The sequence below is a fragment of the Pseudomonas weihenstephanensis genome, from assembly GCF_001043055.1.
Taxonomy (GTDB): Bacteria; Pseudomonadota; Gammaproteobacteria; order Pseudomonadales; family Pseudomonadaceae; genus Aquipseudomonas; species Aquipseudomonas weihenstephanensis.
Window position 1 is genome coordinate 247,237 of the sequence record NZ_JYLF01000003.1, and the last position, 11,990, is coordinate 259,226.

Annotated in this window: 12 protein-coding genes; 9 read left to right on the top strand and 3 right to left on the bottom strand. The window is 58.8% G+C overall.

Annotated elements, in window-relative coordinates; translation table 11 throughout:
• The first annotated feature begins 27 nt into the window (after window positions 1–27).
• On the top strand, window positions 28–948 hold the full coding sequence (locus tag TU86_RS08750) for a zinc ABC transporter substrate-binding protein (RefSeq protein ID WP_048364281.1): 921 nt from the start codon (window positions 28–30) through the stop codon (window positions 946–948).
• Window positions 949–1,036: 88 nt separating this feature from the next.
• On the opposite strand, the gene TU86_RS08755 is transcribed toward TU86_RS08750, so the two are convergent.
• Window positions 1,037–1,678 (bottom strand): transporter substrate-binding domain-containing protein, encoded by a 642-nt coding sequence (locus TU86_RS08755; RefSeq protein WP_048363904.1) that lies wholly within the window; start codon window positions 1,676–1,678, stop codon window positions 1,037–1,039.
• 136 nt (window positions 1,679–1,814) lie between these two features.
• On the opposite strand from TU86_RS08755, the gene TU86_RS08760 reads away from it, so the two are divergent.
• Window positions 1,815–2,240 carry a DUF4399 domain-containing protein gene (locus TU86_RS08760; protein ID WP_048363905.1) on the top strand — a complete coding sequence of 142 codons (426 nt, stop codon included), beginning with the start codon at window positions 1,815–1,817 and terminating at the stop codon, window positions 2,238–2,240.
• A 63-nt stretch (window positions 2,241–2,303) separates the two neighbouring features.
• Here TU86_RS08760 and serA read toward each other — a convergent pair whose 3' ends face one another.
• Complete coding sequence (serA, locus tag TU86_RS08765) at window positions 2,304–3,533, bottom strand: phosphoglycerate dehydrogenase (RefSeq protein ID WP_048363906.1); 1,230 nt, start codon at window positions 3,531–3,533, stop codon at window positions 2,304–2,306.
• A 206-nt stretch (window positions 3,534–3,739) separates the two neighbouring features.
• On the opposite strand from serA, the gene TU86_RS08770 reads away from it, so the two are divergent.
• The 7 genes from TU86_RS08770 (at window position 3,740) to TU86_RS08800 (ending at window position 10,656) form a co-directional block, all read left to right on the top strand.
• On the top strand, window positions 3,740–5,134 hold the full coding sequence (locus TU86_RS08770) for an FAD-binding oxidoreductase (RefSeq protein WP_048363907.1): 1,395 nt from the start codon (window positions 3,740–3,742) through the stop codon (window positions 5,132–5,134).
• A 104-nt stretch (window positions 5,135–5,238) separates the two neighbouring features.
• Entirely contained in the window at window positions 5,239–5,904 is a 666-nt protein-coding gene (locus TU86_RS08775; protein WP_048363908.1) for a fumarylacetoacetate hydrolase family protein, read from the top strand.
• Window positions 5,905–6,049: 145 nt separating this feature from the next.
• Window positions 6,050–7,093, top strand: coding sequence for a DUF5924 family protein (locus tag TU86_RS08780; RefSeq protein ID WP_048363909.1), 1,044 nt, complete (start codon window positions 6,050–6,052; stop codon window positions 7,091–7,093).
• Window positions 7,094–7,144: 51 nt separating this feature from the next.
• Window positions 7,145–8,293 (top strand): ABC transporter permease, encoded by a 1,149-nt coding sequence (locus tag TU86_RS08785; RefSeq protein WP_048364282.1) that lies wholly within the window; start codon window positions 7,145–7,147, stop codon window positions 8,291–8,293.
• Between the two features lie 8 nt (window positions 8,294–8,301).
• A complete protein-coding gene (locus tag TU86_RS08790; RefSeq protein ID WP_162207803.1) occupies window positions 8,302–9,093 on the top strand; it encodes an ABC transporter ATP-binding protein in 792 nt (263 codons plus the stop codon).
• A 1-nt stretch (window position 9,094) separates the two neighbouring features.
• Entirely contained in the window at window positions 9,095–10,033 is a 939-nt protein-coding gene (locus TU86_RS08795) for an MlaD family protein (protein ID WP_048363911.1), read from the top strand.
• Window positions 10,030–10,656, top strand: coding sequence for an ABC-type transport auxiliary lipoprotein family protein (locus TU86_RS08800; RefSeq protein WP_048363912.1), 627 nt, complete (start codon window positions 10,030–10,032; stop codon window positions 10,654–10,656). The genes TU86_RS08795 and TU86_RS08800 overlap by 4 nt, the downstream gene beginning before the upstream one ends.
• 44 nt (window positions 10,657–10,700) lie before the next feature.
• Here TU86_RS08800 and TU86_RS08805 read toward each other — a convergent pair whose 3' ends face one another.
• Window positions 10,701–11,930: a nucleoside recognition domain-containing protein gene (locus TU86_RS08805; protein ID WP_048363913.1), complete on the bottom strand. Its 1,230-nt coding sequence runs from the start codon at window positions 11,928–11,930 to the stop codon at window positions 10,701–10,703.
• Window positions 11,931–11,990 lie beyond the last annotated feature (60 nt).

An 11,990-nucleotide genomic window follows, 5' to 3' on the forward strand; every position in this document is an offset into this window, starting at 1 on the left:
CCGTTTCAACCACTCTGAGTGCTCATCGTGTCCCGTCTTTTTTCGATTTTTCTTGCTTTCAGTGCCAGTTTTCTGGTGATTGGCCCGGTTCAAGCGGACGTTAACGTGCTGACCAGCATCAAGCCCCTGCAATTGATTGCCGCGGCTGTACAGGACGGTGTGGGCCAGCCCGAAGTGCTGCTGCCGCCCAATGCATCGCCCCACAGCTTTGCGCTGCGCCCCTCCGACGTACGGCGGGTGCAGTCCGCGGACCTGCTGTACTGGATTGGCCCGGACATGGAAGGGTTCTTGCCGCGGGTGCTGACGGGGCGTGCCGCGCCTTCGGTGTCTGTTCAGACCTTGCCGGGTCTCAAACTGCGCCATTTTGCTGAAGACAGTCATTCGCATGATGAGGATGCGGCCGAGCATGATCACGATCATCGCCCCGGCACCCTGGATGCCCACCTGTGGCTGGCGCCAGACAACGCCCGGGTCATCGCTGCAAAAATGGCCGCGGACCTCAGCGCGATAGACGCGCCGAACGCGGCCAGATACCAGCGCAATCTGAAAGCGTTCAATGAGCGCCTTGACGCATTGGATGCCCGCCTCAAAGCGCGTCTGGCCGGGATCGCCGACAAGCCGTTCTTCGTCTTCCACGAAGGGTATGACTACTTCGAAAGCACTTACGGCCTCAAACATGCGGGCGTGTTCAGTGTGGCGTCCGAAGTACAGCCGGGTGCACAGCACGTGGCGGCCATGCGTAAACGTCTGGAGGAAGTGGGCAAGACGTGCGTGTTCAGTGAACCGCCCTTGCGTCCGCGTTTGGCTGAAACCCTGACGGCCGGGATGCCGGTCAAACTGGCAGAGCTGGATGCTTTGGGTGGCTTTACCCCTGCGACGGCCCAAGGCTACGAGCAGTTGCTGGAAAAACTGGGTAACGACTTGGCGAGTTGTCTGGAAAGCCTGTAAGGCGTGTAGACGCAAGCTCACCAGGTTACCCATCAGCCCCCCGCTTTCAGGGCATTTGCCTGATGGCGAGGGGGGGAGTGGGCCACGCCTACGGCTGAGGCGTTTGCGCCCCCAGCCATTTCTGCGACAGGGCCGCTAGCCGGCCATCGGCCTTTATCCGCTGGAGCGCTTTGTCCAGGCTGTTGTGGAATGCCGGGTTGCCTTTCTGAAACGGGATCGCCAACGTCACCCTCTGATCTTCAACCGGGCGTGTGTCCTCGACGGTTACTCGTGGCGGATGTTCGACAAACGGGCTGCCCTGAACTACGCCTATGAGCTGACCCTGAAAGGTTTCAGGGGCAGTGGGCGTTGGTGGTTGCGCAGCTCGATTGATTGCGCGCGCGTGGGTGTAACCGTAAGGCTCACTGAAATCGAACCGATTCTCAAGGTCCGGAGTCAAAGCCATGTGGTTGAGCGCGACATCGTATTTACCGCTCTCAACCCCTTGCAGCAGGTCGTTGCTGTCGGTCACCAGCAGGGAGGCATTCACGTCCAGCTCCTGCGCCAGCAGCTCGCCCAATTCCACTTCAAAGCCGGTCAAGTGCCCGTCCTGTTTGAAGCTGTAGGGCGGCACGTCAGCTTCAAGGGCAATGCGCAGCTCGCCCCGATCGTTAACGTCATCGATTAATTCGGCTTGAGCCAAAGGGCTTACCAGCGGCAATAACAGCATCAGGCCAGGCAAAAGGCGCATGGTCACTCCTTTGAACGGATGCAAGCGATTCGCAATAGGCGCTCACTTTGCTTTATGTTGGTCAACTGCGGGTTGGACAGCGTAGCGACGCGAAGTTGTCTTAACCCTATGAATTTTGTGAAAAACGGAGAAATAAATGAACAATCTACTGTCTCGCGTTGCACTGGCTTCCATGTTGATGGGCGCTTCGGTCATGGCCATGGCTGCGACTGTGGCCCCTGAAGGCGCAAAAGTTTCCATCCTTTCCCCGGCTGACGGCGCCACCGTGGACAAAACCTTCACCGTCAAATTCGGTGTTGAAGGCATCAAGCTGGCACCCGCTGGCGACCAGACCCCCCACACAGGCCATCATCACCTGTTGATCGACGTCGACCAGCCGATTGCGGCGGGCCAGGTGATCCCGGCAGATGCCAACCACGTGCACTTCGGCAAAGCGCAGACCGAAACCGAAGTGACCCTGGCCCCCGGCAAGCACACGTTGCAGCTGGAGCTGGCTGATAAAAACCACATGGCCTTCGAGCCGGTGATCGTGTCGAAAAAAATCACGGTCAACGTGAAGTAATAACGCCCGCGCATAAAAAAGGGAGACCCGAGGGTCTCCCTTTTTCGTACAGCGCTTTGCTGCTTAGAACAGCACGCGGCAACGGATGGTGCCGGTGATGCTTTGCAGCTTCTCTTGCGCCAGGTCCGAGGACTCGGCGTCGACGTCGATGACCACGTAGCCAACTTTCTCGTTGGTTTGCAGGAACTGGCCGGAGATGTTGATGCCGTTTTCGGCAAAGACCTTGTTGATCTCGCTCATCACACCCGGAATGTTCTGGTGGATGTGCAGCAGACGGTGCTTGCCAGGGTGAGCCGGCAGGGCCACTTCCGGGAAGTTGACCGACGATACCGACGTACCGTTGTCGCTGTACTTGACCAGCTTCTCTGCCACTTCCAGACCGATGTTGGCTTGCGCTTCAGCGGTGGAACCGCCGATGTGCGGGGTCAGGATCACGTTGTCCAGGCCGCGCAGCGGGCTTTCGAACACGTCGTCGTTGGAGCGCGGCTCAACCGGGAACACGTCGATGGCGGCGCCGATCAGGTGCTTGTCCTTGATCGCGTCGGCCAGGGCGTCCAGTTCAACCACGGTGCCACGGGCAGCGTTGATCAAAATGCCGCCCTTTTTGATGGCACGGATTTCTTTCTCACCGATCATCCACTGGGTGGCGGCGGTTTCTGGAACGTGCAGGGTCACGATGTCCGACATGCCCAACAGCTCGTGCAGGTTGCCCACTTGCGTGGCGTTACCCAACGGTAGTTTGGTCACGGTGTCGTAGAAGAACACCTGCATGCCCAAGCCTTCAGCCAAGACCGACAGCTGTGTACCAATCGAGCCATAGCCGACGATACCCAGCTTTTTGCCCCGGATTTCGAAGGAGTTGGCTGCGCTTTTGATCCAGCCACCGCGGTGGCAGGAAGCGTTTTTCTCAGGAATACCGCGCAGCAACAGGATCGCTTCTGCCAGCACCAACTCGGCCACCGAACGGGTGTTGGAGTAAGGGGCGTTGAAAACAGCGATACCGCGTTCGCGAGCAGCGTTGAGGTCGACCTGGTTGGTACCGATGCAGAAACAGCCAACAGCCACCAACTTCTTGGCGCAATCGAACACTTCTTCGGTCAGCTGAGTACGGGAACGGATGCCGATAAAGTGGGCATCGGCGATCTTTTCCTTCAGCTGGGCTTCAGGCAAGGAACTGGTGATGTACTCAATGCTGGTGTACCCGGCGGACTTGAGAACATCAACAGCGGATTGGTGGACGCCTTCAAGAAGAAGGAACTTGATCTTGCTCTTATCGAGAGAAGTCTTGCTCATCTGCGTAAACCTGTGTCCCAGAGAAAAATGGCAGGGAAGTGGACAGCCTGAGCTGACCTGGCCGGCGTGAAGACCGGCACCGAGAATCGTCCTACGTCTCGATTCTACGGGGGGGCCGTATGCTAGCATAAGCGCCCCGCTAAACACCCATTCCTGCGACGTGAAGCGTTCTCAGGATGACCATGAATTGTTCGAGAGTTCTGTTGATGACCCATCCTGCCGTAATTGATGAGCTAAAGACCCTGGTAGAGCCTGGAAAGGTTCTGACCGACGCCGATTCCCTCAATGCTTATGGCAAGGACTGGACCAAGCATTTCGCCCCGGCCCCCGTGGCCATTGTGTTCCCCAAAACCACTGAGCAAGTGCAGGCCATTGTGCTGTGGGCCAACGCGCACAACGTGGCATTGGTGCCTTCAGGCGGGCGCACCGGTTTGTCGGCAGCCGCCGTGGCGGCCAATGGCGAAGTGGTGGTGTCATTCGACTACATGAACCAGGTGCTGGACATCAACCTGACCGACCGCACCGTGGTCTGCCAGCCGGGGGTTGTGACTCAACACCTGCAAAACCTCGCGCAAGAACATGGCCTGTACTACCCGGTGGATTTCGCGTCGGCGGGTTCCAGCCAAATTGGCGGCAACATCGGCACCAATGCTGGCGGGATCAAGGTGATTCGCTACGGCATGACCCGTAACTGGGTGGCGGGCATGAAAGTCGTCACGGGCAAGGGCGACGTGCTGGAGCTGAACAAAGACCTGATCAAAAACGCCACCGGCTACGACATGCGTCAGCTGTTTATCGGGGCTGAAGGGACGTTGGGCTTTGTGGTCGAAGCCACCATGCGTCTGGACCGTGCGCCGAAAAACCTGACGGCGATGGTGCTCGGCACGGCCGACTTTGACTCGATCATGCCGGTGCTGCATGCCTTCCAAAACAAGCTGGACCTGACCGCGTTCGAGTTTTTCTCTGACAAAGCGTTGGCCAAAGTCATGGCGCGTGGCGATGTGCCTGCCGCGTTCGAAACCGACTGCCCGTTCTACGCGTTGCTGGAGTTTGAAGCGAGCACTGAAGAGGTGGCCAACGCGGCGCTGGAAACCTTCGAGCACTGCATGGAACAAGGCTGGGTGCTGGACGGTGTGATGAGCCAGAGCGAAACCCAGCTGCACAACCTGTGGAAACTGCGCGAGTACATCTCCGAAACCATTTCCCACTGGACGCCGTATAAAAACGACATTTCGGTCACTGTGTCGAAAGTCCCGGCCTTTTTGAAAGAAATTGACGCGATTGTCGGTGAACACTACCCCGACTTCGAAATCGTCTGGTTCGGTCACATCGGCGACGGCAACCTGCACTTGAACATCCTCAAGCCTGAAAACCTGAGCAAGGACGAGTTTTTTGCCAAGTGCGCGACGGTGAACAAGTGGGTATTTGAGACGGTTGAGAAATACAACGGTTCGATCTCGGCCGAACACGGCGTGGGCATGACCAAGCGCGATTACCTGACGTACAGCCGCTCGCCGGTGGAGATCGAGTACATGAAGGCGATCAAGGCCGCGTTCGACCCGAACGGCATCATGAACCCCGGCAAGATTTTTGCGATTTAAGCCATGAAGGTGTAGTCGCTGGCGCAGGCTGCGATGGCCTGGCAACCCCCATCGCAACCTGCGCCAGCGACTAAAGAAGCAGCATCCAACAGCGGAGTCGGTCAATGAGCTATCAGCACCAGTATCTCGACGGTACCCGGATTCACTTTCCTATCGGCAAAGTGGTGTGCATCGGACGTAACTACGCCGAGCACGCCAAAGAGCTGGATAACCCGATCCCGACTGAACCTTTGTTGTTTATCAAGCCCGGCAGTTGTGTGGTGGCGCTTGAAGGCGGTTTCGCCATCCCGGCCGAGCGCGGTTCGGTGCATTACGAAGCCGAAATTTCGGTGCTGATCGGCAAGCCGTTGTCCAACAACCCAAGCGCCGAAGAAGTACTGGACGCCCTCTCCGGTTTCGCGCCGGGCCTGGATCTGACCCTGCGCGACAAGCAAGCCGAGCTGAAAAGCAAAGGCCTGCCGTGGGAAATCGCCAAGTCGTTCGACGGCGCCTGCGTGCTGGCGCCGTTTGTACCGAGCTGCACCTTTCCTGATCTGGAAGACATCGGCATCCGCCTGACCATCAACGGTGAAGTGCGTCAGGACGGCAACAGCGCCCTGATGCTCAACAAGATTGTGCCGATGATTCAGCACATGGCGGCCTGCTTTTCGCTGCAAGCCGGCGACGTGATCATGACCGGCACCCCGGTGGGCGTTGGCCCGCTGAATATCGGGGATGAACTAGTGCTGGAGTTGCCGGGCGTGAGCCGTTTCGAAAGCCGCGTTCGCTAATCTGACTAAGCCGCGTAGGCACTGTCGCAGCCTGCGCCAGTGCCTACCCGGAGATTCGCCTGTCAGATATCAGTAGTCGCGGACGCGACAGCCTTAAAACGCTATTCTGCTGAGGTTTTTTCCTACACAGAATGTGAACCGCCGAATGCCAAACTGGAACCACTACGTACAGCGCATCCTTGAGTTGATGAAGCGCTATCCAGGGCTGATCGCGCTGTTTGGTTTCTGCTCGGGTGTGGCCAGTTTCATTCTGGTGGACCGCCAGCAAGGCATGGCCCGCTGGATCGCGGTCATCCTGTTGGTCAGTTGGGTCTGGCTGATGCTGGAAAACACCTTCACCCAGCTGTTTACGCGGGTGTTCAAACGCGAAATCCCGCCGCCCCTGCTGCGTTACGCCACGCAGATGATTCATCAGGAAAGTCTGTTTTTCGTGTTGCCGTTTTTCTTCATTACCACCACCTGGAACAGCGGCCAATTGGTGTTTACCGGGTTGCTCGGCGCCACGGCACTGGTGACGATTACCGACCCGCTGTATTACAAGTGGCTGGCGCCCAAGCGCTGGCTGTATCTGGCGCTGCACACCCTTGCGCTGTTTGCGGCGCTGCTGACCGCGCTGCCGATCATCCTCAACCTCACCACGTCCCAGAGCTACAAACTGGCGTTGGGCACCGCCGTACTCTTGTCCATTCCTAGCCTGGCCGTGAGCTTGCCGCTCAAAACCCTGCGTGGCTGGCTGATATTGCCGATGATCGTACTCGCACTCGGCGGCACCGGCTGGTGGCTGCGTTCATGGGTGCCGCCCGCCACGCTGTGGATGACCGAGGTGGCGGTTACCCCACAACTGCAAGACCGCACGCCCGGTGAGAGCATCAAGCACATCAGCGTCAATGAACTGCGCGCGCGTGGCTTGTATGCCTACACCTCGATCAATGCCCCGCGCGGTCTGAACGAGCGGATCTATCACGTGTGGCAACTCAATGGCCAGGAAGTGGACCGCATCGCGCTGGACATCAAGGGCGGTCGCAAAGAGGGTTACCGCGCCTGGACCCATAAACAGAACTTCCCGCCCAACCCGGTGGGCCGCTGGCAAGTGCGGGTGCTGACCGAAGACGGGCAAATGATTGGCGTGTTGCGCTTTCGGGTAACCGACGCAGATCAATCCTCTTCAGCATCGAGTCAGGCAAACTGACGCAATTGTGCTATTACCTATGGTCTGCGTATTCGCGAACCGAGCTTGGAGCTGACGATCATTACTGCTAAGGCTGGCGATGCCCAATTAGACACTTCAAGCACTGCGGCCAAGCTGCACATCAGTGGCGAATGGACGCTGGCCAATTATGCGCGCCTCAAACAACTGACCGACCAGTTGGCGGGTCAATACGACGACAGCACCCAGGTTGATCTCAATGATGTCACCCGCCTTGATACGGCCGGTGCTTCGCTGCTGGTGGAGTTGCTAGGCTCGGAACGTGTCAGCCAGTTGGCCGAGACCACGCCCAAGCTGCCTGCCGCCGACCGCGCCTTGCTGCAAACGGTTTATTCCTCGATGCGCGATTTCTGTGTGCCGGTCAAAGAACCCGAGCAAAACACCGGCATTCAGGTACTCAGCCGTATTGGTTGCGCCGTCGACAAGCTGTGGCAAGACTGCCTGCAACTGCTGGGTTTCATTGGTTTGATCCTGCAAACCCTGACGCGCAACTTTTTTCGGCCCAAGCAATGGCGCATCACTCCGGTGGTGGCGCACATCGAGCAAATCGGGTTGAACGCTGCCCCGATTGTGGTGCTGCTGACGTTCATGGTCGGCGCGGTGGTGGCGTTTCTCGGGGCTACGGTGCTGGCCAACTTCGGCGCGGGGATTTTCACCGTCGATCTGGTGGCCTTTTCCTTCCTGCGTGAATTTGGCGTGTTGCTGACTGCCATCCTGCTCGCAGGCCGTACCGCCAGTGCATTTACCGCACAGATCGGATCGATGAAAGCCAACGAAGAAATCGACGCCATTCGCACCCTTGGCCTTGATCCAATGGACTTGCTGGTGTTGCCACGGGTGCTCGCGCTGCTGATCGCCCTGCCGCTGTTGACCTTCCTGGCCATGATGGCGGGCATTTTGGGTGGCGCGATGGTGTGCATTGTTTCGCTGGGCATTTCACCGGACATGTTCATTTCGCTGCTGCACTCGGACATCGGCGTGCAGCACTTCTTGGTGGGCATGGTCAAAGCGCCGTTTTTCGCCTTTCTGATCGCTGCGGTCGGTTGCCTTGAGGGCTTCAAAGTCACTGGCAGTGCAGAGTCCGTGGGCGCGCACACCACGTCCAGCGTGGTGCAATCGATCTTTATCGTCATCGTGCTTGATGCGGTGGCGGCGTTGTTCTTCATGGAGATGGGCTGGTGAGTGCGTCTGTGCAAAAAAACCGCGAGGCGGTGATTGAAGTGCGCGGCCTGTGCAATCGCTTTGGCAGCCAGACCGTGCACGAAAACCTCGACCTGGATGTGTACAAAGGCGAAATTCTGGGCGTGGTGGGCGGCTCCGGGACAGGTAAATCCGTGCTGTTGCGCAGTATTGTTGGCTTGCGTCGACCCACCGAAGGCGAGGTCCGGGTTTTCGGTCAGGACCTGCTGAGCTTGCCTGAAGAAAAGCGCTCGCTGATCGAGAGACGTTTTGGCGTGTTGTTCCAGAAAGGTGCGCTGTTTTCGTCACTGACGGTGACTGAGAACATCGCCCTGCCCCTGATTGAGCACGCGGGCCTGAGCCGCCCGGACGCCGAACACCTGGCGCTGGTCAAGCTGGCCCTGGCCGGTTTGCCGCTGTCTTCGGCCGACAAATACCCCTCTTCGCTGTCGGGCGGCATGGTCAAGCGCGCAGCGCTGGCCCGCGCATTGGCACTGGACCCGGACATTCTGTTTCTGGACGAACCCACCGCGGGGCTTGACCCGATTGGCGCCGCCGCGTTCGATCAACTGATTTTGACCTTGCGCGATGCGCTGGGATTGAGCGTGTTTTTGGTCACCCACGACCTCGACACGCTGTACACCATCACTGACCGCGTGGCGGTGTTGTCGCAAAAACGCGTGTTGGTGGCCGAACCGATCAAGCAGGTCGAAGATTACGACGACCCGTGGATTCATGAGTATTTCCATGGCCCCCGTGGCCGCGCCGCGTATGAAGCGGCAACCCAGCGTAAGGAGCAATGACATGGAAACCCGCGCCCATCATGTATTGATTGGCTTATTCAGCGTGTTGGTTATCGTGGGGGCCATGTTGTTTGGCCTGTGGCTGGCCAAAGCCAGCATGGACAGCACTTTCAAGGATTACGAAGTGGTGTTCAACGAAGCCGTCAGTGGTTTGTCCAAGGGCAGTTCGGTGCAGTACAACGGCATCAAGGTCGGTGACGTGATCGAACTGCGGCTCGACGACAAAGACCCGCGCCGGGTACTGGCGCGCATCCGTCTGGCGGCCAACACACCGGTCAAGGTCGACACCAAGGCCAAGCTGGCTCTGACCGGCGTGACCGGCACCTCGATCATTCAGCTCAGCGGCGGCGACCCCAACAGCCCGCCGCTCAAGGGTAAAGACGGCAAACTGCCCGAAATCGTGGCCTCGCCCTCCCCGATTGCCCGCCTGCTGACAGACGGCTCTGACGTGATGGCCAACGTCAACATGCTGCTGCACAACGCCAATCGCCTGTTCTCCCCGGATAACGTCGACCGCGTGGGCAAGACCCTCGACAACCTTGAGCAAACCACGACGGCCATTGCCAGTCAGCGCGGGGATATTTCCCAGACCCTTAAGCAACTGGCTCAAGTGGGCAAACAAGCCAGTATCACGCTCGAACAAACCACGGCGTTGATGCGTAACGCCAATGGCCTGTTGAGTACCCAGGGCAAACAGATGTTCGGCAGCGCCGAGCAAGCGATGCAGTCGCTGGAACACAGCGCGGCCACCATCAACACCTTGCTCAACAATAATCAGGAATCGTTGAACAATGGCATGCAGGGGCTCAATCAGCTCGGCCCGGCGGTCAATGAGCTGCGTGAAACCCTGAGCACGCTGCGCTCGATATCGCGGCGTCTGGAAGCCAATCCAAGCGGTTACTTGCTGGGCCGCGAACAGAACAAGGAATTCACGCCATGAGTCGTACTTATCGCCTGGCCGGTTCAATCGTATTGGCGGCGAGCCTGAGCCTGCTCAGCGCCTGCTCGATCCTGCCCAAGCCCGAGCAGGTGGATGTGTATTGGTTGCCGTATGCGCAAACCCCGATTGCTGCGAGCCAAAGCGCGCCAGTGAACTGGTCGCTGCGCCTCGACAAGCCGATGGCGAGCAATGCGCTGAACAGCCAGAACATTGCCGTGGTGCCCGAAGGCAACTTGATCAGCAACTACAAAGGGGCGCGTTGGAGCGACCCGGCACCGGTCTTGCTGCGCAATCGCTTGCTGGATGCGTTCTTGCAGGACGGCCGCATTCAGGGCCTGAGTACAGACGACAGCAACCTGCAGGCCGATTACGAACTGGGCGGGGAATTGTTGGCGTTTCAGACCCACTACAACGGCAAAAGCCCGCAGGTGTTGGTGCAGTACAACGCGCGGCTGGTGCGCACCAGCGACCAGCGGGTGATTGCCTCCAAACGCTTTGACGTGCGTCAGCCGCTCAACAACCCGCTGGTACCGGGGGTTGTGGCAGGTTTTGGCCAGGCGAGCGACGTGCTGATGCCGCAAGTTGTGCAATGGGTGCTGCATCAAGGCCAGGCACAGCGCTAACCCCGCGTGGTAGGCGCTGCCAAAGGCTGCGAGGTACGGGTTTGTTAACCGAAGAACCAGTAACACACGGCAATGGCAGCGACTACGCCTGAGAACTCCGCTAATAACGCGCAACCTACTGCGTGTCGGGCGCGTTGGATGCCCACGGCGCCAAAGTACACCGCCAGCACATAGAACGTCGTCTCAGTGCTGCCCTGCACGGTTGCCGCCACTAACGCCGGGAAGCTGTCCACACCCTGGTTTTGCATGGTTTCGATCAGCAAGGCCCGTGCGGCACTGCCTGAGAACGGTTTGACCATCGCCGTCGGCAAGGCGTCGACAAAGCGCGTGTCCCAGCCCAACCATTCGACCGCATGGCGAATGCCGTCCAGGCCAAAATCCAAAGCCCCCGACGCCCGTAGCACGCCCACCGCGCACAACATCGCCACCAGATAAGGCAGCAAGGTTTTGGCCACGTCGAAGCCTTCTTTTGCGCCTTCGACAAACGCTTCGTAGACCTTGACCTTACGCAGCGCGCCGATCACCAGGAACAGCATGATCAGCCCGAACAGGGTCAAATTGCCGAGGATCGACGACAAACTGGCCAATGCCGTCGCTGACAAACCCGCCAGCAAGGCCATAAAGCCGCCCAGTATCAGCGCGCCGGGCACCAAGTACGCCAAGACCACCGGGTCCCATAGCCGCAAACGCTGCATGAAGGCCACTGAGAGCAGCCCTACGAGCGTTGAAGCACTGGTCGCCAGCAAGATCGGCAGGAAGACCAGCGTCGGGTCAGCAGCGCCCTGCTGAGCGCGGTACATGAAGATGGTGACGGGTAACAGGGTCAACGAGGAGGCATTGAGCACCAGAAACAGGATTTGCGCGTTACTGGCGCTGGTCGGGTTGGGGTTGAGTTCTTGCAGTGCCCGCATCGCCTTAAGGCCAATGGGGGTGGCGGCGTTATCCAGGCCCAGACCGTTGGCGGCAAAGTTGAGGGTGATAAACCCCAATGCCGGATGACCGGGCGGCACTTCAGGCATCAAGCGTTTAAACAGCGGGCCCAGCGCCTTGCCCAGCCAATCCACGATCCCGGCTTTTTCGGCGATGCGCAAAAAACCCAGCCATAAGGTCAGCGTGCCGAACAGCAGAATCATCACCTCAACCGACAGCTTGGCCATGGCAAAGATGCTTTCCACAATCGCCGCAAAGATCCCGGCGTTGCCCCCCACCAGCCATTGGGCAAGCGCCGACACGGCCGCGACCACGAAAAAGCTGAGCCATAGGCCGTTAAGCATCGAAAGAACTCCTTAAAGATGCCGCGAATGATAGCGGCCAACCCCCAGAAACAACAAACC

What these genes read in the sequence shown, in the direction of transcription:
- TU86_RS08780 (WP_048363909.1), top strand. Translation starts at nt 6,050, where the DNA reads ATGCCAAACTGGAACCACTACGTACAGCGCATCCTTGAGTTGATGAAG.
- TU86_RS08795 (WP_048363911.1), top strand. Translation starts at nt 9,095, where the DNA reads ATGGAAACCCGCGCCCATCATGTATTGATTGGCTTATTCAGCGTGTTG.
- serA (WP_048363906.1), bottom strand. Translation starts at nt 3,533, where the DNA reads ATGAGCAAGACTTCTCTCGATAAGAGCAAGATCAAGTTCCTTCTTCTT.
- TU86_RS08805 (WP_048363913.1), bottom strand. Translation starts at nt 11,930, where the DNA reads ATGCTTAACGGCCTATGGCTCAGCTTTTTCGTGGTCGCGGCCGTGTCG.
- TU86_RS08755 (WP_048363904.1), bottom strand. Translation starts at nt 1,678, where the DNA reads ATGCGCCTTTTGCCTGGCCTGATGCTGTTATTGCCGCTGGTAAGCCCT.
- TU86_RS08775 (WP_048363908.1), top strand. Translation starts at nt 5,239, where the DNA reads ATGAGCTATCAGCACCAGTATCTCGACGGTACCCGGATTCACTTTCCT.
- TU86_RS08770 (WP_048363907.1), top strand. Translation starts at nt 3,740, where the DNA reads ATGACCCATCCTGCCGTAATTGATGAGCTAAAGACCCTGGTAGAGCCT.
- TU86_RS08760 (WP_048363905.1), top strand. Translation starts at nt 1,815, where the DNA reads ATGAACAATCTACTGTCTCGCGTTGCACTGGCTTCCATGTTGATGGGC.
- TU86_RS08800 (WP_048363912.1), top strand. Translation starts at nt 10,030, where the DNA reads ATGAGTCGTACTTATCGCCTGGCCGGTTCAATCGTATTGGCGGCGAGC.